General features: G+C 42.8%; 16 protein-coding genes. 4 read left to right on the forward strand and 12 right to left on the reverse strand.

What is annotated here, in order from left to right; genetic code table 11:
- Window position 1: 1 nt before the first annotated feature.
- The 4 genes from ODOSP_RS08300 to ODOSP_RS08315 are packed head-to-tail and all read right to left on the reverse strand — an operon-like array spanning window position 2 to window position 6,945.
- The gene (locus ODOSP_RS08300) at window positions 2-1,840 is read right to left on the reverse strand and encodes a BACON domain-containing protein (protein ID WP_013611895.1); all 1,839 of its coding nucleotides are present in this window, start codon (window positions 1,838-1,840) and stop codon (window positions 2-4) included.
- 18 nt (window positions 1,841-1,858) lie between these two features.
- A complete protein-coding gene (locus ODOSP_RS08305; protein WP_013611896.1) occupies window positions 1,859-4,018 on the reverse strand; it encodes a BACON domain-containing protein in 2,160 nt (719 codons plus the stop codon).
- 27 nt (window positions 4,019-4,045) lie between these two features.
- Window positions 4,046-5,656: a DUF6029 family protein gene (locus ODOSP_RS08310; RefSeq protein WP_013611897.1), complete on the reverse strand. Its 1,611-nt coding sequence runs from the start codon at window positions 5,654-5,656 to the stop codon at window positions 4,046-4,048.
- 20 nt (window positions 5,657-5,676) lie between these two features.
- On the reverse strand, window positions 5,677-6,945 hold the full coding sequence (locus ODOSP_RS08315; protein ID WP_013611898.1) for an Omp28-related outer membrane protein: 1,269 nt from the start codon (window positions 6,943-6,945) through the stop codon (window positions 5,677-5,679).
- Window positions 6,946-7,189: 244 nt separating this feature from the next.
- Between ODOSP_RS08315 and ODOSP_RS08320 the strand changes: the two genes are divergently transcribed.
- Window positions 7,190-7,675 (forward strand): TlpA family protein disulfide reductase, encoded by a 486-nt coding sequence (locus ODOSP_RS08320; RefSeq protein WP_013611899.1) that lies wholly within the window; start codon window positions 7,190-7,192, stop codon window positions 7,673-7,675.
- Between the two features lie 122 nt (window positions 7,676-7,797).
- Window positions 7,798-8,412: an RNA polymerase sigma-70 factor gene (locus ODOSP_RS08325; protein ID WP_140398570.1), complete on the forward strand. Its 615-nt coding sequence runs from the start codon at window positions 7,798-7,800 to the stop codon at window positions 8,410-8,412.
- A gap of 87 nt (window positions 8,413-8,499) precedes the next feature.
- Here the strand turns inward: ODOSP_RS08325 and lptB are convergent, their stop codons facing one another.
- The 3 genes from lptB to ODOSP_RS08340 form a co-directional block, all read right to left on the reverse strand.
- Entirely contained in the window at window positions 8,500-9,231 is a 732-nt protein-coding gene (gene lptB, locus ODOSP_RS08330; RefSeq protein ID WP_013611901.1) for an LPS export ABC transporter ATP-binding protein, read from the reverse strand.
- A gap of 79 nt (window positions 9,232-9,310) precedes the next feature.
- A complete protein-coding gene (locus ODOSP_RS08335; protein ID WP_013611902.1) occupies window positions 9,311-11,800 on the reverse strand; it encodes a DUF5686 and carboxypeptidase-like regulatory domain-containing protein in 2,490 nt (829 codons plus the stop codon).
- A gap of 5 nt (window positions 11,801-11,805) precedes the next feature.
- Complete coding sequence (locus ODOSP_RS08340; protein WP_013611903.1) at window positions 11,806-12,771, reverse strand: KpsF/GutQ family sugar-phosphate isomerase; 966 nt, start codon at window positions 12,769-12,771, stop codon at window positions 11,806-11,808.
- A gap of 245 nt (window positions 12,772-13,016) precedes the next feature.
- On the opposite strand from ODOSP_RS08340, the gene recQ reads away from it, so the two are divergent.
- Window positions 13,017-15,200: a DNA helicase RecQ gene (gene recQ, locus ODOSP_RS08345; protein WP_013611904.1), complete on the forward strand. Its 2,184-nt coding sequence runs from the start codon at window positions 13,017-13,019 to the stop codon at window positions 15,198-15,200.
- 162 nt (window positions 15,201-15,362) lie between these two features.
- Window positions 15,363-15,539, forward strand: coding sequence for a hypothetical protein (locus ODOSP_RS19905; RefSeq protein WP_013611905.1), 177 nt, complete (start codon window positions 15,363-15,365; stop codon window positions 15,537-15,539).
- A gap of 39 nt (window positions 15,540-15,578) precedes the next feature.
- On the opposite strand, the gene ODOSP_RS08350 is transcribed toward ODOSP_RS19905, so the two are convergent.
- From ODOSP_RS08350 to ODOSP_RS08370, 5 genes are all read right to left on the reverse strand, one after another.
- On the reverse strand, window positions 15,579-16,757 hold the full coding sequence (locus tag ODOSP_RS08350) for a hypothetical protein (RefSeq protein ID WP_013611906.1): 1,179 nt from the start codon (window positions 16,755-16,757) through the stop codon (window positions 15,579-15,581).
- Window positions 16,758-16,767: 10 nt separating this feature from the next.
- Window positions 16,768-17,709: a nucleoside recognition domain-containing protein gene (locus tag ODOSP_RS08355; RefSeq protein ID WP_013611907.1), complete on the reverse strand. Its 942-nt coding sequence runs from the start codon at window positions 17,707-17,709 to the stop codon at window positions 16,768-16,770.
- Window positions 17,710-17,889: 180 nt separating this feature from the next.
- A complete protein-coding gene (locus ODOSP_RS08360) occupies window positions 17,890-18,891 on the reverse strand; it encodes an NAD(P)H-dependent glycerol-3-phosphate dehydrogenase (protein ID WP_013611908.1) in 1,002 nt (333 codons plus the stop codon).
- A 16-nt stretch (window positions 18,892-18,907) separates the two neighbouring features.
- A complete protein-coding gene (gene lysS / locus ODOSP_RS08365; protein ID WP_013611909.1) occupies window positions 18,908-20,629 on the reverse strand; it encodes a lysine--tRNA ligase in 1,722 nt (573 codons plus the stop codon).
- 156 nt (window positions 20,630-20,785) lie between these two features.
- A complete protein-coding gene (locus ODOSP_RS08370; protein ID WP_041557280.1) occupies window positions 20,786-22,111 on the reverse strand; it encodes a TlpA family protein disulfide reductase in 1,326 nt (441 codons plus the stop codon).
- Window positions 22,112-22,116: the final 5 nt, after the last annotated feature.

The raw sequence follows: 22,116 nt of genomic DNA on the forward strand, positions 1-22,116 counted from the left end.
GTTATTCAGCATCTTCTTTATCCCGGGAAAGGAAATCGTCCAGCGATGCACTCGGAAAATCCATACCTTCCCCCCGGAAATTTTTCATTCGTAAATAAATTAAATAACGGCTCAAAATATTGAATCCTTCATCCATCCCTTTCATCAGACTGTTTTCAGAAGAACGCCATACCCCACCACTACACGAGAAACCACCGACATAGACATCGGAAATTTTACCTCTGTCTTTCAATTCTTGCCAAGGTTTCGGAAATTCGGTGGACGACATCGATACGTTCAGATACATTCCCGCATCCTGCCATGACTTCAGGTAACTAGCCGTACTCGCATCAAGTGGACCACCGAAAGAGTACTCATCGGCTAGTTTTCCAAAAGCATGTCCTCCGGCTTCATGGCGCAGAATCTGGACAAAATTATTCGGGAAAGGCTCCTCAGATACCGGGCAAATAGCGACTCCTTCTCCAGATTTGGTCAGGTTGGCTACCCCTCCGTAACGTTTACCGTTAGCCATCACAATCACAACATCCTGAGTCGGAATATAGTCCAAACCTGCACCCTCAATACTAGTCTTGACAAACTCCTGAATAGCTGTATAATCACAGTTCATACCGGTTCCGAACTCATCATAAGAACATTTGAATCGGGTATTTACTTCCTTAGGTCCTCCATAAGTCGCATTATAGTCCGTACATCCAGATTCGGCAGACTCAGCATGCAGCAAGATAAATCCGAAGCGTTCCGAATAAGTTTTGAAAGGCTCCAGTGACTCCATACCCTCCATCGCTTCCTGGCAATATAAATCATAAACCCCCGATTCAATTTCTTCTTTCGTGAAACCATCTCCAATCAAAATAAAATTGAAAGTAATACGCGGGAAATCAGGTACTGATGCAAAAGGATCATCATAAGTCGGTTTCTTCCAGATCACAGTATGTCCGTCGTAAGTTTTGTACATCTGACTCAAAGATAACGGGAAGCTCAATCCCAGTACTTTATTTTTCAGATGCAATTTCGTGCGGTTGAAAAACTCACCTGTATTGGGCTCTAACTTGAAAACCATCTTGAATTGACCGTCTTCGTTTTTTGTTTCCTTAAGTGTTACCCAGCTCACCTCCTCTTCGTCAAACTCTACATCAAAAGGTATATTACATTCAAACGAATGTGTCAATTCTGTCATATCATATTTGGCAAACAGCTTATCGTTGTCCAATTTCCATTTGGGTTCCGGATATTGGGTCACTTTCAATGTATCGTTCAGATTACTCTGAGTGTCCTTCAGATAAACCATAGCCTCCCGGATAACATTGGAATTGTTCACAGTCAAAGTTAAAGCCAGATTCCGGTCAGTCACCGCCTTGGTGACAGGAGCTGTTATCCAATCCACGCCTTCGCTGAAAGTTACATTCAAGGTGCCGTTTGACCGGTAAGGAACTTTCAAGGAAGTATGGTTATACAAAGCGATGAACTCTTTTTCGTTGATTTCCAATACTCCTTTTTCCAGCTGATATACCGGCAAATTCCAGTTTTCTGTTCCTGCCTGAACCACCAGGCGTACTTTTCGTTCTACTTCAGTCGTATTTTCAATTACCGCAACCTTTACCTCATATTCTCCGGCTTGTCCACTTACCGGCTCCACCGATAACCATTCGGGAATATTTACAATTTTCCAAGCCTCACTAGAAGTTACCTGAATAACCTGCTCTGTTGCCAGAGAACCGAAACGCAGGGAACTCTCCGAGACTTCCAGCCGGGGCGTATCTACAGGATCGTCGTCGTCTGAGCAACCTCCTAAAAAGAAGGCTGCTCCCAAAAGAAACAATAAATTAATTAAATATTTCATATCACATATTTTTACTTGTTAAAATGCAAGGAACGGACGAACTTCTCCATAACTTCCGGCCAGATCTCCATAGACATGCATCGTTTCCCACCAACCATTTCGCAAATAAAATTTAAATACCATCGGATGTACCTGATAATCGGTTTCTGTCGAGGTATAAATCCGGTTGAAATAATCTGCCTCCCATGCATTGGTCTGATCAATGATAAAACTGACATCATATCCATAGAAATAGAACTCATTGCCTCCATTATCAACGATCAACTGGTTAATAGCTTTACGTTTTTCTTTCATGGCTTCAGAAGGCTCCTGCCCAGCTTCACCATCAGGAGATAAAACCTCCCCGTCAATCCAGCCTACCATTGCCTGTACTTCTTTAATAGCCGGCAGATACCATCCGGGATTTCCATTCTCGTCATTCAAATCACTGACATAAGCAGCTACAGGATAATGAGTTTTCCAATCGGGGATCTGTTTGTAAGCTTTCATATTCTCCTGTCCGTCTGTCTCACTACGGGCAATTACTCCCACATTATTAGGATCCTCCGGATGGATTTCATCATAAGGTAATCCTGTACGATACAACAGATTCAGATCCCTGTGAGCTTTCAAAGCTACCACTTTACCATGGGCACCTCCGTCGCTGATTTCATATACCAGACCTAAGGGTTCACCATTGACTACATACAAATCACCTACTTTATAATATTTACTTTGTATAATAGTCAATTTCACTTTCACATCCGTCTGAGGAATCTCAACGATTAATTCGACAGAACGGGAACCGGCTTCTGCAGGTGTAGCACTGATCTTTATCTGATTATTAATATCATCCTGTATCACAGTACACCATTTATCTTCGCTTTCAGGCAGGGTCATTCCCCATAGTTTTGCATTCGTAGAGACTTTTACAATCACTTCATCTCCAGCCTCATTCAAGGTAACCCGGTCTGTCGAAAGTACCAGTGACGGTTTGGTTCCGAGCTGAGTTACAACCACCTCACATGAAGCCGTATTAGAAGCCGCACCGGTACTCAGGGTGATGGTAGCCGTACGATCTGTTTCCAGCTCGGAAACAGTCGCATTCACCTTCAGCACATCTCCCTCTGTACTGATAGAACACCACTCCTGCGCCTCTTCATTAACTTCTGCTTTCCAGTTTTCCCAGGAAGAGTTTACCTTCACCGTTATCTCACCGCCTTCTGTTTTAAAATTAACTTTTTCCTGGTCGGTAGAAATTTTCGCCAAAACACTTCCTTCCTGGATAACTGTCAATCTTCCGTTCACAAAAGGAGTAGCACCATAAGGTGTGCTAAGTAAAATTCCAATAGAACGTTCATTCAAAGTCGGATTAGCCTCCACTGATAACAGGTATTTATCCGTTTCCCCTTCTTTCAGTTCCATTTTTACCCATCCCGAAGCCTCTACATTATATTTCTCGACTGTCGACAAAACTTCAATATCAACACTACCTCCGGCAGCATCTATACGGACAGTATCCGGATTCGCCACGATCATCGGCTCATTTCCCATTTGTTCGATAGCCAAAGTATCGGTGAAACGGTTACCTCCGACACCACCGGATACTTCCAACGTTGCACGACGGGCTGTCAACAATTCATTAAATTCGGAAGTCAGTAATAATTTTGAATTTTCTGCATCGAGTTGTACGGTAATCCAATCGACCAAGGTATCGCCACGCCACTTGTACTCGATTTCCGGACTGAAAGTCATATACATCACTTCCCTGGTTTCTTCTTTCGGAGAAAAAACGACTTTTTCCGGAGAAAACATAATAGACATTTTATCTCCGGCCTTTTGGACCACATCCAGGTACAAAGTTTTCATATTTTCCCCTTCCCCTGAAAAAATTTTCACCCGGGAAGAGCGCACTAATGTATCCAGATTCTGTAAAGGACTGATCACCAATTCTTTTTCAGAAACTTTCAATTTACACCATACACTGTCTTCCAATGGAGACATTTCCGCACCCCAGGGATAATTGGATTTCATTGCCAGTTTTTGTTCTCCACCCATTGCCGGAAACTCAAAAGTTGTTTGATTTCCGCCAATTGTCAACTCAACAGGCATATCGAGCCCATCATCATCTTTACAGGCAACGATACCCCATACGATGAACACGAATAAAACACTAAAAAATAAATATTTTGTCTTCATAAATTTATATTTAATGGTTAACCATTTTTAAATAGCAACGGATAACATGACAGTAACTCCTGTATGTTCCGGAAAATAGCGGCATACTCCCCCGGCACATTGTATTCCCTCCCGATTCCGGCCATAATCGACAGATGCCCGCAAGCTACGCCAGCTGTAACTCCCTCCGACACGATAATAATGAAGGCTGTCACCATAACTTTCATAATTACACATATCGCTTACATATACCATCCATGCCGGAGCCAATCCCAGCTCTAACAATCCCATGGCCCAACGCTGATTATCTTTTGAGTCGCTCCACACATGCTGCAACTCCATCCGTAAAGAAGTTTTCGGGGTAACTTTGTAAAGCAGATCAGCAACCAATACCTCTGAGTCCATCCTCATATTCCCAAAACCATATTTACTGAATTCCAGTTTCCTCTGGTGGAAAAACAACAATGTACTTTTGAAACTCTTCGACCATTTTCTCTCCAATTCCAAGCCGATCTCTCCATAAAGTAATTTTCCTTTCTGCCTGAAAAGATACGTACTCTCATCGTCCTTTTTCACAGTAAGACTCCGATACATAGATCCGTTCACTGCAAAAGACAGGGGATTTCCTGTTTTCCCCCCCATAGGCAGCTCCCCAAACAAACTGAATTGTCCTCCTGTCTCTCCTGCCATTTTTATCTCATGCGGAAATAAAGTCAACAATGCATATTTATGTTGCATGGTCAATGCCGGCACATAATTCAAACTGACACTTTCATCGTTTAAGCAATCGTCGACCCGCAAATCTCCGTTTTCAAAAGCACGAAATGTTGCGGAAAAACCTATTCCCGGAGCATCGATCCCTGCATACAACAGTACATTACGACCTTTTCCATAGCGGATGTTATATGCGTCGTCCCAATACACAGAGCGACTTTTTGCAACATATTCCCCTCCCAGGGAAAATATCCCTTTGGACAAATCCAGCCTGCCGGCATAATTCCGTACTACCCGGTCGGCCTTCACATTATGTTCATCACTTCTGTCATCACGCAATACCCAGGAACCACCCACCGAAAGCAGCATTCCGTTTTCCGGGAACAACAAACTTCCCAAATCTATTTCTCCATCTGTACCATAGATCCGTACCGGAGCATATTCCTGAAATTTCTGCGGTACTCCGGCCACGACTTTCAAAGTCACCCCATCCCACGGACGCCACCTGATATTCCCCCCCATCAAGGCATTATTAATCCCCAAGGCCCTTTCCTCATAAGTACGAAAAATCAAACCACTTCCAAACTGTTCATATACCGTCCCTGCACGTAATTCCAAAGACTCACCGGCCCATTCAGCAAATCCTCTCATCAACTTACATCCCTCCCATTCCGGAGAAAAACCGATCATTGGTGGTTCATAGATATCATATTCCAAACCAAAACGGAAAGCTTTAAATGAATATCCTAAAGTCAGATAAGTATTGGTAGCCACTTTATCTTCCACCTTCTTCACCCCCAACTTATCATCCTTCATGTAGAATCCCCAGTTCGTCTCCAGACTTCCGCTAAAATGTCCCTTGGAGCGCTGTATTTCCTGGGCTTGTACAAACCCGGAAAATACAGCAAATACAACCAATAAAACAGGAATTTTACACTTATACATTCCTACCTATATTCAAAGATTTAATAACCGACATTCGTCCCAACAACTACCTGCTGAACATTCTCAACCAACCCCTGTTCGTTCGTTACAAAAACCACAAGCGTACTCTTTACCGGATCTGCTTTTCCCATATTGAGCTGGAATTTAATTTCTTTCGGAGCACCCGGTTCAAAAGCCACCGCTTCCTCTCCTTCAAATGAAGGCATATAATCACGCATAGTATGGAACCACTCTATCATCCCCAAAGAAACATGATTCAAATACATACCATCTTCAACCAAAGCAGCGATCACTTTACCGTTGAAAGATTTTTTACTACCGATCACGGCAGTCAATTCAACTTGTTTTTTATCTTCCGACAAAGAATTTTTAATGGCGATAGCAACCTCAGCCTTGGATTTAATAGCTGACAGTAACCCATCACGCCCCATGGCATCAACTGAAAATTTATCTTTATTACGATCTAAATATACCGAAGGAGTACCCGTAGAACCGAAATATGCAATAAAAGCTTTCTCCATCTCCCGGCTACGTTCATCGTATTTCTGCCACATTTCAGGAGATTGTCCCTCATAATGCGTCTCAATCAAAACGATTCTGGGATCTTTCCGGGCCAATGCATCTCCTTCAGTCAGTAATTTGATCGTATTGGTACAGTATCCGCAATTCGTTCCTGTCAGACTTTCTACCAACATACGCGCAGTAAATTCACCTTCTTTAAATGCTCCCAAATTCAATGCCTCTTCAGCTTCTTTACCCTGCCATATTGCAGTAATTCGATGCATCCCGGCCTCTGTCGTTCCGAAATAGGGGCTATCTAACTTTTTCCCGTCGATATAAAACTCTCCTCCAGAAATACGGCTTCCCTGTTCATCAACTAAATAAAGACAGGCAAAATCTCCCCCGTCTGCCACAATACTCTTTTTATCAGAAGCCACCTTTAACTTTACATTCTCATTCATAGCAATCACATCCAAGGTATTAGATACTATTCCCTTGTAAGTTGCTACAACTTTATAGGTACCCGGAGTGGCAGAAGACAAAGTGTTATCGACTAATTCCTGGTCATTGGCTTTATACACACACTGTGTACTTACATCTTTCCCGGTATTGTCCTTCACGGTAAAAACTACAGCATCCACCCCATCTGCAGAAAAATAAGAACGGTCTGAAGTCAGGGTAAGACTGCTTAAAATGCCGTCACCAGTATCGTCTCCATCATCCGAATCAGAACAAGAAAACGCTATCACACAGATAACAGACAAAAACAATAAAAACGATTTTCTCATAATTTTATAAGTTTAAAAGTTATTTTTCAAATAAAGAACGTACACCCCACCCGACAGGGTGACTGAAAAAAAACACATTTCAGGAAAAATATTTTTCCAGAGGCAAAGGGTAAGCTCCATTTCATTCGTTTCCCGGAAATATCCCTATGATTTTATTTAGAAAATCAAAAGAGTTGTCACCCGAATAACAGGGGTACACGTTTTTTTTAAAGAAATAACTTATTCATCCTAATAAAAAGAAAAAATGAAAACAAAAATTTTAATTTTACTCACTTCACTGATCTGTGACCTACAACTTTCCGGACAGACGATTCCGGAAAATGTAACCTTAAAACAATTGGACGGAAAAGAAATTACTTTTAAAGAAGCTGTACAACAAGGACCGGTAATCGTATCGTTTTGGGCGACCTGGTGTAAGCCTTGCCAAAGCGAACTGGAAGCATTAAAAGATTTGGAAGACTCCTGGAAAAATAAAGTCCGGATTATAGCAGTATCAATTGATGATGCCAGAGCAATGGCTAAAGTCAAATCCCTTGTAAAAGGGAAAAAATGGCCTTTCGAAGTACTGCTCGACCCGAACAAAGAGCTATATAAAGCATTCAATATTTCAGCAATTCCCCATGTTTTAGTTATAAACGATAAGAAAGTGGTATGGACCCATTCCGGATACATGCCAGGTAATGAAGTATTAGTTGTAGACAAAGCATTAGAAACAATCGGAAAAAAATGATATAGTAGAGAACATAAAATATTTTAATGGCTGAAAAAATATATAGGATTACTAATTAATTATAGGGGGAAATAAGTAATTTCATATATTTGTCATTATTTTTGTGTGTTATTTATTATACTATGCTGAAAAAAGCCCCAGACAACCAGGCTAAAACTGATTCACAGGAGTTCTCATATGACCAGCCAGATGTATTCGACCGGTTATTCGACCGCCATTACACTTCACTTTGGTCATTCGCATTTCACTATGTTAAAGACAAAGACATAGCGGAAGATTTGGTACAAGAGGCTTTTATCCAGTTGTGGGATCATTTAAAAGGATTTGACAGCTTTGCAGCTATCCGTGTATATCTTTTCCGGAATGTCCGGAATGCAGCACTTGATTATCTCCGGCATGACAAAGTACGGAACAGGAATAGTACAGAACTCAATGTATGGCTACAAAATGAATTGAGGGAGCCATTGGAGCGTAAAATCATAGAAGAGGAGGTATTCGGATCTATGTACGATGCAATTTATAAATTACCGGAACAGACACGAAAAATTGTACTACTGACGCTGAAAGGAGTATCTAATCCCCAAATCGCCGAACAATTGAAAATTTCGGTTAATACACTGAAAACCTTAAAAAAAAGAGCTTATCAATACCTCCGTAATGAACTTGGACCATACAGGTTTACTCTTCTGAATTGGATATTTTTGTTGCGGAAATTAATAAAAAGAAATAATAATTAAAAATAAAAATCCAGGTTTATTTTTTCTTTCTATTCCGGTCCTTGTTCGTGTTCGGGGACCGGAATAATTCTACGTTTTAGCCGGAGATTATTTTTTGCGGCGCAATTCAAAATTTTTCCCCAAATATACTCTTCGTACCTCCGGGTCGGCAGCCAGATGCTCTGCTGTTCCGGCTTGCAGAATACGGCCGTCGTAAAGCAGATAGGCCCGGTCGGTGATCGAAAGTGTTTCCTGTACATTGTGGTCGGTAATCAAAATACCGATGTTCTTATCCTTCAATTTCTGTACGATATTTTGAATATCTTCGACTGCGATAGGGTCTACACCGGCAAAAGGCTCGTCCAACAGAATAAATTTAGGCCGAATCGAAAGTGCCCGGGCAATTTCCGTACGGCGTCGTTCTCCTCCCGACAACTGGATTCCAAGACTTTTACGGATATGCTGCAACCCGAATTCGTCGAGCATTTCTTCGAGCCGGTCTTTCTGCTCTTCTTTGGTCATTTTGGTCATTTCCAATACAGCACGGATATTATCTTCGACACTCAGCCGCCGGAACACCGAAGCCTCCTGTGCCAGATAACCTACCCCCAACTGTGCACGTTTATAAACCGGTTCTTTGGTTATTTCCTGATCATCCAGAAAGATCCGCCCGCCATTCGGAGTGATCAGTCCGACAATCATATAAAAAGAAGTCGTTTTCCCAGCACCATTAGGCCCCAACAAACCCACAATCTCCCCTTGCTCCACTTGCACCGATACATCTTTGACAACGGTACGACTTTTATATTTTTTTATCAAATGTTCTGCTTTTAGTATCATCACGTGCTGTTTTAGAATACAAAGATAAGAAAAAGACAGAGAGGAAGAAAAAAAAATACAATGCCTGCAGGAAAATGATTTAAAAATTCAAATGAACAGAAAAATTAATAGCAAAATTCTGAACATGTTGTCCTGGCCGGTCTTCGCGGTGAGTCAGTCTCCATATCGCATCAATCCGGAACAGCCGGAAAATATTTTCTATGCCGACCCCTGTTTCAAAATAAGGCTTGGACACCGAGGACATTCCCTCGGGGAATAACAGTACGGCCCGGGTATCGGGCAGGCTTCCGTTATTCTTATCGGAAAGTGTGCCGATCAATCCTTTGAAAATAAACACTTCCCGCCATTTCAATTTTTTCATCAAAGGGATCTTCCCCAAAAAGAAACCTTTAAAGTGATGTTCGTAGAAAAATGCCAGCCAGGTATCCGAAGCAAACTCATAGTAATTCATACACGAAAAAGCATAAGGGTCGTAAAAATAGGTAGCGTTTCCTTCGTGAAGTTTCAGTAAAGGATAAGGCACTTTTCCGAAAATCTTTCCTCCGGTCAGTACCACATGAGACTTACCGATCGGCGAAATCGGAAAATCATAGTTGATAGAAGCTACAGCCCGGTAAAATTCATAGTCATTTTTAAACAGCCCCTTCACTCCCATGGCCAAATCGACGCCGATAATCGGATAATCGGACCCTAAACTGTATTTATCGAATGCTTTACGAACGACTATTTCATCTTTAGACAAACGGGTATTCAAGCGTACTATCGTCGACTGTACAGAGGGCATCAATTCTCCGTCAGGTTTCACAAAAGGCACATAAGGATTAGAAAACAGGTCCCTGACCTGTACCCCCAAAGTATTGGAAACCCCTTGCCGCCATTCTTTTTCAAAGTTCACATCCAACTGGTTGACCATACTCAACCGATCGTTATCCCCTCTCGAAAAGATTGAACTCAGGATATTTCCTTCGGTAAACGCATTGATTCCCGCTCCCAGCTGCACGACATCGTGTTTGAAAGCAACCGATAACTTCGAAGTCGGTAAATCGTTGAAGGAATAATCGAATCCACCAGCTCCTTTCCAGCGACGATCCTTCGTTCCATAGGCTCCGTAACCGAAAAGACGGATTTTCTTACTGAAATCGGTTGTAGTCCGGGCGCCCAACTGAAAACGGCATCCTTCCTGTTTGTTGAAGCTAAGTAACTTATAATAAGGTCCCCACTCTACATATTCGGTATCGTAATACCCACCCAGGACCATAGAGACAATCGTGTATATATTTTGATACAGGGGTACATTTTTAATCGAATCAACCATACCATAGATCTGTTTTTCCTTACCACTCAATGCATAGGGCCGGATCGTATCCCAAAAACGATCGTCATTTTTCAGGACATTATTATCGATAATCACATTATTATCCATTTTGAGCACCCTGTCGGGAATGTCCGGATTCAGCTGTATATGCGAATAATCTACTTGCCGGTGCCCCAAAAAGGACACCATCTTCGAAGAATCGGACATGACGATGGAAAAGTCGGCAAAGATTTTATCCTGCTTTGGAAACCAGACCGAATCGTCCAGGAACTGATTTTCATTATCCAACACCAGGTGTCTGATCCAGTTCACATTCAACCCCTTCATCATTTTGACGTGAGCCGATTGCAATGCCCAGGTCATCGAATCGATATTTACTTCCCCATCCAATACAGGTGTAGAGAAAGATTTAGGGTGGAATCTGATTTTATAGGTCTTCCGGCCATCGATCTGCAAACTATCGACCAGGAAATATTTATAGAATAAAAGCCCGTGCTCCGAAAGCGGACTGGCAAAACGCACTTCGAAAATATCGATATAGTTATCGTAAAAATTGACATTAGCATGTAAATGGCCGGTAAACTGCGCCACGGTATAATCTTCTTCAATACCGGAGATCCGGCTGGCATTCACAATCTCCCGGGATAAGGACGGTGACTTCCGGTAATAATAATCGGCAGAAGCTTCGGAAATCATCACAGGCAGATAAGCCTTTCCCGTAATGACCGAAGTATCCATGTGCTCGAAGATAAATCCGAAATTCTTTTGTAACTTCTTATTTTTAAACCCTGGCTTGATATTCGTCAGGTCGAGCTCCATCTTGGTATAAGTCTTACAATAATATTGTTCGAACCGGGCAGGATTATTTCTGTATTTATTTTTACTGACATTCCGGAGGATCGCATGTGCCGGATTTTCTCCAGGAATAACTTTCACCTCGTCCAGATCGAAAGTCTGAGGTTCCAGCTGAAAATCGACAGCATTGTACGCCCCCTTGTTTATCTTTACTGTTTTCGGAAGATAACCGACAAAAGACGCTTGGAGCTCAGTCACTTCTTCGCGGGTTTCGAGGTAATATTCTCCATCGAAGTCGGTGGTCATTCCAATAGTCGTCCCGGTAAAAAAAACATTGACCAGAGGTAAAACTTCTCCCGTCTTAGCATCCGTCACTTTCCCTTTCACCCGGGTACTCTGAGCCCACATGCATTGTCCAAGTAACAGTAATACAACTAATAATACGATTCTTTTATTCATGATCATTATACTACCCCTTCTCTCAATATATCGTGGATATGAACCATTCCCTTGTATTTTTTATCTTCGTCCACGACCACCAATTGAGTGATACTATTCTGTTCCATTTTCTGGAAAGCGTTGTAAGCGAGTTCTTCTTCCTGAATAGTTTTCGGAGAAACCGACATAATATCCCGGGCTTTCAAGCCATCCACATCTTCATATTTCTCGAGCATACGTCTCAAATCCCCGTCGGTAATAATGCCTAACAATCCTCCTTCGGCATCGGTCACCGCCACTGCGCCCAATCTTCCGCCCGACATCTCCAATATCACTTTACGGATTCCGTCTTCCAAAGATACATAAGGCCGGTTATCCTGATCGAATACATCGGATACCCGGGTATATAAACGTTTCCCCAAGGATCCTCCGGGATGATATTTAGCAAAATCACGGCTTGAAAAACTCCTGCATTGGATCAGACAAATAGCAAGGGCATCTCCCATCACAAGTTGTGCTGTCGTCGAGTTGGTCGGCGCCAGATTATTCGGGCAAGCTTCACGGTCGACCTGTGCTTTCAATACATAAGCCGCATTCTTTGCCAGGAAAGAATCGGTATTCGATACCATAGCCACGATCTGTTCGTTACCGACATTCCGGATCAACGGGACCAGCACCTTGATTTCGGGGGTGTTCCCGCTTTTGGAAATACAAATGACGACATCGTCGTGGCAAATCATCCCCAGATCACCGTGGATAGCGTCGGCCGCATGCATAAAAACAGCAGGAGTACCGGTCGAATTGAGAGTAGCCACTATTTTTTGGGCAATAATGGCACTTTTACCTATACCTGTAACGATCACCCGTCCTTTCGTATTATAGATCAATCGGACCACTTTTTCGAAATCGTCGTCGATAAATCGAGCCAGATTCTGTATAGCTAAAGCTTCATCAGCAATTACTTTTTTTGCAACCTCCTTAATATCAACCATCTTAGATTATTCTTTAAAATATTTCTTAAACAATAGACAATATTTATGCCAAAAAAATCAGAAAAAATTATGGTAACCCGATTTTTTTCCTATAACTTTACTAAACGACAAAAATACCAATTTTTGTCATTCATTTGCTTAGGTGATCATAACATTTATTGTGCCATTTTGTTTGTCCAAACAAATTAAGTTATAAATTTGCATTTCCTTGAGAAAAAGGGTGTGCAAAATATATGAATAATACAATGGGATTGCAGATTAATTTACACGCAAAATTAAAAGAGTATTTTGGCTTCGATCATTTCAAAGGAAATCAGGAAGCCATCATTAAGAACGTGCTGGCAGGAAATAACACTTTTGTATTGATGCCTACAGGAGGTGGTAAATCGTTGTGTTATCAATTACCGGCATTGCTTCTCGAGGGCACCGCGATTATTATTTCTCCGCTGATTGCTCTGATGAAAAATCAGGTGGATGCCATGCGTTCATTTTCAGCCGCTGAAGGAGTTGCGCATTTTCTCAACTCTTCGTTGACCAAAAATGAGATTTTAAATGTGAAAGAAGACATTTTGAGCGGTAAAACGAAAATGCTCTATGTTGCTCCCGAATCCTTGACCAAGGAAAGTAATGTTGAATTTCTAAAGAAGATCAAGATTTCTTTCTTTGCTGTGGATGAGGCACATTGTATCTCGGAATGGGGCCACGATTTCCGGACAGAATACCGGAAAATCCGTCCGATCGTCGAAGAAATCGGTAAAGCGCCGATCATTGCATTGACTGCGACAGCGACACCCAAAGTGCAGAACGACATCCAGAAGAACCTGGATATGATGGATGCCCAGGTTTTTAAATCTTCTTTCAACCGACCGAACCTATACTACGAAGTACGTCCTAAACAAGGAGATGTCACGAAAGACATTATTAAGTTTATTAAAAACCATGAAGGGAAATCCGGTATCATCTACTGTCTGAGCCGGAAGAAAGTGGAAGAACTGGCGGAAGTGCTTAGTATCAACGGTATCAAAGCAGCTCCTTATCATGCGGGAATGGATGCCAGTACCCGAAGTACCAACCAGGACCGCTTCCTGATGGAAGAGGTGGACGTTATTGTAGCGACCATCGCTTTCGGTATGGGGATCGACAAACCAGACGTACGCTTTGTCATCCATTACGACATTCCTAAAAGTCTCGAAGGGTATTATCAGGAGACAGGACGGGCAGGACGGGATGGTGGCGAAGGAATCTGTCTGACTTATTATAGTTTTAAAGACATCCAAAAGCTCGAAAAGTTTATGCAGGGGAAACCCATTGCCGAACAGGAAATCGGTAAACAATTGCTGATGGAAACAGTCGCTTATGCCGAGACTTCTTTATGCCGGCGTAAAGTACTGCTCCATTATTTCGGAGAAACCTATGAAGAAGACAACTGCGGCTGTTGTGACAACTGCCTCTATCCGAAGAAAGAGTTCGAAGGCGAAGATTATATGGTCGATGCCCTGCAACTGGTCAGCGATGTTAAAGAAAAATTCAAAATCGAACATTTGGTTAATATCCTCATCGGTGAAGCCGATTCTGCCATCAAATCGTATAAGCATGATAAACTGGAATTATTCGGTGCCGGTTCGGAAAAAAGCCGGCAATTCTGGACGATGGTATACCGGAGGGCTTTAGTCAGTTCATTTATCGAAAAAGATATAGAACAATACGGAGTAATCAAACTAACGGATGAAGGCCAAAAATTTTTGGATAACCCTAAAAGTTTTATGCTGATGGAAGATCACAATTTCGACGAGAACGAAGAAGAAGAAAAGATACAGGAGAAAGGTGGTGTATCTGCGTTGGACAGCACTTTATTCGCTATCCTGAAAGATTTACGGAAGAAAATAGCCAAGACCAATAACTTGCCTCCTTACGTCATTTTCCAGGACCCGTCACTGGAAGATATGTGTACCAATTATCCGATCACACTCGAAGAATTGGCCAACATCCAGGGCGTAGGTGCCGGGAAAGCACAGAAATACGGCAAAGAATTCGTCGAAGTCATCAAACAATACGTTGAAGACAACGAGATCGAACGGGCACAGGATATGGTCGTGAAAACAGTAGCCAATAAATCCAAATTCAAAGTATACATCATCCAGAATATCGACCGCCAGATCGATCTGGAAGATATCGCTTCGGCTTTGGGGCTCAACTTCGACGAACTGATCAAGGAGATGGAAGCGATCGTCTTTTCCGGAACGAAATTAAACATCGATTATTATATCAATAAGATCCTCGACGAAGAGCAACAGCAGGAAATCATGGATTATTTTATGGAGGCGAGTTCCGACAATATTTCCGAAGCTTTCGACGAATTCGAAGGGGATTATGCAGAAGAAGATCTTCGGCTGATGCGGCTGAAGTTACATTCCAAACACGGAAACTGACAATGGAAAAAGTTGCGGGAAATATTGGGGGTAAGTCGAAATGATCGATACCCCCTCTTTTTTCGTCAACTATAAGGGGTATGTCACTGTGTCACAAACACTCTCCAACTGCCGTCCTTTTCACCTCGCTCAACGTATTTCTTCTGATCATTATATATTTCAATGGCTTTGAATATCGATCTGTTCAAATATTATTCGGAAGCCTTAGAAAAAAACAATGAGATGATCCGGCTTCATAAAGCCAAAGATGAGCAGAAAATAGTAAGAAAAAGAAAAATTTTTTTAGAAGTAGAAGTCAGCGAAGATGAGTATCAGGCTTTTATGAAGCAAACGAAATAATCCGTCTTATTTACCTCATACTCATCTTCCTCTAGTTTTTCAATTCATTTTATCTACAGAACGGACAAATTCGATATCCTCCCGGAACAATTTCCGGTAAGTGATATGGGTGCGCCAGGCTTTCGCTCCGATGTAATCCATCAGATGTATCATTGGAGGATTAAAATCGCCCACCCAATTCAATTCCAGATATTTATATTCCCTGTTCGCTTCGATAATGCGCTCAGTAAAGCGTTTGATCATGGCCGCTTCCACTCCTTTCCCCTGAAACTCGGGTACCACTCCGAACAACTGTCCCAAAGCCACATCGATTTTCCGGAAATGACGGTAATACATCAGTTTCAAACCACCCCACAAATTCATTTTTCCATTTAAATGTCTCACTACCTGATTGATTTCCGGGAACATCAGGAAAAAACCGATCGGTTGCTCTTTATAAAAAGCAAAATAAATCAAATCCTTATCGATAATCGGTTGTAAACTTTTATAAATCGCTTCTACCTGCTCCCGGGTAATCCCGTCTACTCCGTGTACTTCCAGATTCCAGGCTTTATTATAGACCTCCAATAAGGCTTCTATGGCTTTCTGCTTCCCGATATCCCCATAGGTCTGGACCGTATAATCGGGATTTTTCAATATCCGGTCGGCTTTCCAAACGACAATTTTAGAAAGGCTGTCCATAACAAGACGGGTGCGGAATGTAAACTGTTTGAAAAAATCCCGGAAACCGTAGTTTTCAAAAAAAGAAACATAATAAGGCTGGGTATAAGGCATCGCATAAACAGGCGACTGATCGAATCCATCGACCAACAACCCCCACCACTCAATCCGTTCCCCGAAATTTACCGGCCCTTCCATGGCCTCCATACCTTTTCCTTCGAGCCACTCCCTGCATTTATCGAACAAACAAAAAGCGGCCTGCCGGTCGTCGATACATTCAAAAAATCCCATTTGCCCGACACTATATTTGTCCAGATGACAGGTTTTCCGATTGATAAAAGCAGCTACTCTCCCTACACATTGCCCTGCCTCGTCCTTCAAAATCCAGCGGATACATTCGCCATTTTGGAAACAAGGATTTTTCGCAGGATCGAATACATTCCGGATATCATTATCCAAAGGACGTATCCACCAGGGATTTCCTTTATATAGTCTTACCGGTAATTCCAGAAAGTCCGTTTCATGTTGTCGGGTAGTTACTTCAATTAAAGTATACATAACAAAAAAATTAAATTTTTTGACTTAAGGCCATTGCTTGAGCCGGAAAGATAAAATCGGCCAATCGCTTGAGCCAAACGACAATAAAAGCCAATAATATTCGCGGGACGATCAGCCATACGACAGGTAACCCCAATACGGCAAACAACAAAGGATCTTCCAACTGCGAATGCGATATCGCCAGATGATAATTCAACAAATCCGCTTCGGTCCCGGTTAGTTTACCTTGCCGGGCATAATCCATCAATACAGCGGAACCGTAAGCCAACCCCAGCGTATTGCCCACCACCCATAAAAAAGCCACCTGTCGGGGTAAACCCAACAATTGCATACCCGGACCTAAAAGCGAAGAGATCCATTTCAATACCCCGAATTCTTCCAACAGACGTTGCAGGATCATCAATCCGGTAATCAGGGCCACGACTTTCAGGGACAACCACAGACTGGTTTGCAGCCAATTGAACAAAGTATCGCGGAATCCCAAGTCGACAGAAGGCTGCGCTATCATCCGCCCTGCAAACTCCGGCAAGATCAGATTTAAAACGGCAGCAGCGATAAAACTACAGGTAAAACGGAGTAAGACCATCTTCCAACCCGCAGAACCGGTTTTCTTCTGTACCAAAGTTTCCACCGGATAATTATGGGAAATCAGGCACATCATAGCCAACAAAATCCCTTCTCTCACCGTGAAATCCATATTCGACAGCAAAGCGATCACCGTATAGATATTGGTAAAAATACCGGTCACAAAGACCAAAGCCGCATCACCGGGCAAACCGATCCTGGTGAACAAAGGAGCTACCACAGCAGAAACAGCCGGCAACACCTGAAAGTAGGTAAGCAACATCACCACGAAAGAAACCGGAAGCATAATCTTCAAAAACCAGCAAGAGGTTTTCAATGCCACCGGCCAGACTTTCCTGATACAACCGATTATCCTTTCTTTCACCATATCCTATTTTCTCTTTTTTCCTCTTCCCCCTTCTCTCTCTCAGCCTATAGCTTTTAGCATTTAGCTTTTAGCTTTTAGCATTTAGCATTTAGCTTTTAGCATTTAGCTTTTAGCTTTTAGCATTTAGCTTTTAGCATTTAGCTTTTAGCTTTTAGCATTTAGCTTTTAGCATTTTACTTTTTACCTCAACTGCTCGGTCAGCAACCGGATCTCCAATGCCGGGCTAATCCGTTCGTACAGAATATTATAAACGGCATTCGTTATCGGCATATGCACATTATACTGGTCGTTGATTTCTTTAATTCCTTTCACGCCGAAATATCCTTCGGCAATCATCAGCATTTCCATTTGTGCCGATTTCACCGAATATCCTTTACCGATCATCGTCCCGAAAGTCCGGTTCCGGCTAAACTGTGAATAAGCGGTTACCAGCAAATCCCCCAGATAGGCCGAGCTCTTGATATCCCTTTCTATCGGATGAACGGCAGCCACAAAACGCTCCATCTCCTGAATGGCATTGGATACCAAAACGGCCTGAAAATTATCTCCATATCGCAATCCATGACATATTCCCGCTGCAATAGCGATAATATTCTTCATAACAGCCGCATACTCCGTACCATAGATATCGTCCGAAATCGTCGTCTTCACATAATGGCAGTTGAACAATTGTGACACCAACCGGGCCACCCGGGTATCGTCACAGGCAAAGGTCAGGTAAGACAGGCGTTCCAAAGCAATCTCTTCTGCATGACAAGGCCCTGAAATCACCACGATCTGCTCCAAAGGTACTTCATACTGCTGGTGGAAGAACTCACCGATAATCAGATTATCATCCGGGATCATTCCTTTAATCGCCGACACCACAATCTTGTCTTTCAACGGACGGGTGGCTTTTGCCACCACATTTTTAAGAAAAGCACTCGGTATAGCAAAAATGATGATATCCGAACGGGCAATCAGTTTGTCCAGATTATCCGTAAAAGAAATCCGCGACAGATCGAAATCGACCGAACAAAGATAGCGAGGGTTATGGTTCAACTCTTTAAAAGCGTTGATGGTCTCGATATTACGCATAAACCAATTGATATGCTCATTCGTTTCCAGCAGAATCTTAGCAATAGCCGTAGCCCAGCTTCCGCCGCCGACGATCGCAATCCGTGGATTTTCAGGAATTTCCATGCCGATAAAATTTAGTTTAAGCCAACCATTTTTTCACTTCTTCGGGAGTCAACCCTGACAATCCCAACTTTTCTTTTTTGTTGATTCCGCAAAGCTCCTGATGCAATTTATTCGTATTCCCGACTGCTTTCAAAGCTTCCACCGTCTGATATCCGGCTTTCTTCACCACTGCGATCCATTCTTTCGGAATCCCCAGCGCCTCGTATTTCTCATCGCCGTCTACGGTAACTTTCTTTTCGGGCTTCATCTGGGGAAAGAACAACACATCCTGAATCGACGCGCTATTGGTCAGGAACATACAAAGCCGGTCGATACCGATACCCATACCGGAAGTCGGCGGCATGCCGTATTCCAGTGCGCGTACAAAATCATAGTCGATATACATAGCTTCGTCATCTCCTCTTTCCTGCAATTTCAGCTGATCCTGAAAACGTTCCAGCTGATCGATCGGGTCGTTCAGCTCGGAATAGGCATTAGCCACTTCCTTACCGTTTACAAACAGCTCGAAACGTTCGGTCAGTTCCGGATTTTCGCGATGTTTCTTCGTCAACGGCGACATCTCTTTGGGATAATCGTAAATAAAAGTGGGCTGGATATAATGTCCTTCACACTTTTCACCGAAGATCTCATCGATCAGTTTACCCTTACCCATGGTCTTATCCACGGGGATCTCCATTTTTACACAAGCCTCGTACAACTCTTCTTCCGACATTTTCTCGATGTCGTACCCGGTATATTCTTTAATGGCATCGGCCATACGTACCCGCCGGAAAGGACGTTTAAAGTCGATTTCATTTTCGCCTATCACCGCTTTCGTAGTCCCGTTGATCGCCAGCGCAGCCGTTTCGATCATCTCTTCCGTGAAGTTCATCATCCACAGATAATCTTTATAAGCCACATAAATTTCCATACAGGTAAATTCCGGATTATGTGTCCGGTCCATTCCCTCATTCCGGAAATTCCGGGAAAATTCGTACACCCCTTCAAAACCGCCGACAATCAGCCGTTTCAGGTATAATTCGTTGGCAATACGCAAATACAAAGGGATATCCAATGCATTATGATGAGTGATAAACGGACGTGCAGACGCTCCTCCGGGAATGGCTTGCAACACAGGGGTTTCCACCTCCAGATACCCTTTGGAATTGAAGAAATTCCGGATAGCGTTGATCATCCTGGTACGTTTCACAAAGACTTCCTTGACCTGAGGATTCACGATCAGGTCGAGATAACGCTGGCGGTAACGCTGTTCGGGATCGGTAAAGGCATCGAACACCTTGCCTTCCTTCTCTTTCACAATCGGCAGCGGCCGCAACGATTTCGACAACATGGTCAATTCTTTGGCGTGTACGGAAATCTCACCTGTCTGTGTGCGGAACACAAATCCCTTCACTCCGACAATGTCACCGATATCCATCAATTTCTTGAAAACCGTATTGTAAGCGGTCGATGCTTCATCTGTAGAAATATCGTCCCGGCTGACATACACCTGGATCCGGCCGGTAGCATCCTGTAATTCGAAAAATGAAGCTTTACCCATAATTCTCCGGCTCATCATCCGTCCGGCAATCACCACATTCCGGGGCTCTGCTGTTTCGTCGAACCGCTCTTTTATTTCTGCCGCATGGGCATTCACTTGAAACTCCGGTGCCGGATAGGCTTCTATCCCCAGTTTAGCCAATTCATTCAATGAATTTCTTCGGATAATCTCTTGTTCACTTAATTCCGTAAAGCTCATCTTTTATATTTTTAATTGTTTTACTTCCAACAAACTATCATTCCAGAATTTTAATTAATTTTGCAAAGTTACTATTTTCCCGAAGTAAAAACAAATCAAAATAAAACAGCCATTGTCGGGTTTTCAACAATGGCTGTTTTTACAATCCTGATCGACTTATTTTTTCAATATTTTATCGAGTAATTCCACCGCTTCCGGCTGAGAAGGACGCGGAGCATAAGCATCTATGATCTTGAAATTTTCGTCTATCAATAAAAAACGGGGAATATATTTGATCTGCCACCCTTCATTCAGATTTTTTGTATCTGTACAATTGTATTCCGGTATCCCGGCTTCTTTGCCTTCGATAAATGAAAGCCAGGACTTTTTCTCTGTATCGGTAGAAACAGCCAGGAAAACGATATTATCGTTCCGGTATTTTTTCGCCAGCTCATGGAATTTCGGGGATTCCTGAATACAAGGTCCGCACCAGGTTGCCCATAAATCCACATAAATCACCTTGCCTTTATAATCACTCAGACGAGCCGTTTTCCCATCCGGAGCAAGCAATTCCAGATCCACAGCCGGACTTCCTTTCAGTAATGCCCCGGCAGAATGAAGTTTTACTTCCAATACTTCCCGGATATCCGTATTTTTCAACTTTCCGGCATATTCCCGTACTTCCCCGACAAGTTCCGTATTTATTTCACTATCCAGCTTATAAGCGTACTGTGCAGCGGTAAAAAGTTCTTGAGTACGTTCGGGAAATTGCAATTTTTCTTTTAGACCGGGAGTTTCCATGGCAGTGCCGATCACATCTCTGACAACAGCCACATCCAGATATTCCTCTCTATTTACCCGGGGAACGACTTTCAGCAAGTCGGGAATAATCTGCTGCATAAATTTCTCACGCTCTTCCCGGCTTCTCACCGGCTGTAAAGCACAGTAAGAGGGATAAGCAGTATAACTATTTGCCATGTCGGCGACAATACGGGCTTTCTCCAACTCTTTGAACGCAGGAGTAGCCTCTTTTACCCGCTCCAGTTCAGCCATCCTCAATTGAGCCAAAGAATCGACGGCAACTTTGATTTCCTCAAAGCTTCCTTTCCGGTTTCTTAGTTCTCCCAAAAAAGAACCTCCCTTAGGAAACAGACGTCCCTTCATATAGGTATTCATCTCCGCTCCCTTTCCCTTAAAGACAGCCTCCCGGTTGTCAGTCGTGATATATACCTCCATATCGTCTCCCGGACTCAGATAAAGGGTGTTGCGGCTGATCCGGTAAAAAGCCGGTTTGGAAAGCGGTAAAATCGTATCGAAATGGCCTTCCCGATCCGTACGGATCATAAAGCTCCCCTCATCCCCTATCACACTGGTAGCCCCATCGTAAGACAGTTTCACCAGATCGGTTCCCATACCGACCAATTTCCCCTTCAGACGGACAGAATTTTGTGCCTGAACCGACACGACCGCCATGATAAATAAAATCGGAAATAAAAATTTCATATCGA

This window comes from Odoribacter splanchnicus DSM 20712 (genome assembly GCF_000190535.1).
Lineage (GTDB): Bacteria > Bacteroidota > Bacteroidia > Bacteroidales > Marinifilaceae > Odoribacter > Odoribacter splanchnicus.

Excerpts from the sequence above, each read along its gene's own strand:
- ODOSP_RS08300 (WP_013611895.1), bottom strand. The coding sequence starts at position 1,840 with ATGAAATATTTAATTAATTTATTGTTTCTTTTGGGAGCAGCCTTCTTT.
- ODOSP_RS08305 (WP_013611896.1), bottom strand. The coding sequence starts at position 4,018 with ATGAAGACAAAATATTTATTTTTTAGTGTTTTATTCGTGTTCATCGTA.
- ODOSP_RS08310 (WP_013611897.1), bottom strand. The coding sequence starts at position 5,656 with ATGTATAAGTGTAAAATTCCTGTTTTATTGGTTGTATTTGCTGTATTT.
- ODOSP_RS08315 (WP_013611898.1), bottom strand. The coding sequence starts at position 6,945 with ATGAGAAAATCGTTTTTATTGTTTTTGTCTGTTATCTGTGTGATAGCG.
- ODOSP_RS08320 (WP_013611899.1), top strand. The coding sequence starts at position 7,190 with ATGAAAACAAAAATTTTAATTTTACTCACTTCACTGATCTGTGACCTA.
- ODOSP_RS08325 (WP_140398570.1), top strand. The coding sequence starts at position 7,798 with ATGCTGAAAAAAGCCCCAGACAACCAGGCTAAAACTGATTCACAGGAG.
- lptB (WP_013611901.1), bottom strand. The coding sequence starts at position 9,231 with ATGATACTAAAAGCAGAACATTTGATAAAAAAATATAAAAGTCGTACC.
- ODOSP_RS08335 (WP_013611902.1), bottom strand. The coding sequence starts at position 11,800 with ATGAATAAAAGAATCGTATTATTAGTTGTATTACTGTTACTTGGACAA.
- ODOSP_RS08340 (WP_013611903.1), bottom strand. The coding sequence starts at position 12,771 with ATGGTTGATATTAAGGAGGTTGCAAAAAAAGTAATTGCTGATGAAGCT.
- recQ (WP_013611904.1), top strand. The coding sequence starts at position 13,017 with ATGGGATTGCAGATTAATTTACACGCAAAATTAAAAGAGTATTTTGGC.
- ODOSP_RS19905 (WP_013611905.1), top strand. The coding sequence starts at position 15,363 with ATGGCTTTGAATATCGATCTGTTCAAATATTATTCGGAAGCCTTAGAA.
- ODOSP_RS08350 (WP_013611906.1), bottom strand. The coding sequence starts at position 16,757 with ATGTATACTTTAATTGAAGTAACTACCCGACAACATGAAACGGACTTT.
- ODOSP_RS08355 (WP_013611907.1), bottom strand. The coding sequence starts at position 17,709 with ATGGTGAAAGAAAGGATAATCGGTTGTATCAGGAAAGTCTGGCCGGTG.
- ODOSP_RS08360 (WP_013611908.1), bottom strand. The coding sequence starts at position 18,891 with ATGGAAATTCCTGAAAATCCACGGATTGCGATCGTCGGCGGCGGAAGC.
- lysS (WP_013611909.1), bottom strand. The coding sequence starts at position 20,629 with ATGAGCTTTACGGAATTAAGTGAACAAGAGATTATCCGAAGAAATTCA.
- ODOSP_RS08370 (WP_041557280.1), bottom strand. The coding sequence starts at position 22,111 with ATGAAATTTTTATTTCCGATTTTATTTATCATGGCGGTCGTGTCGGTT.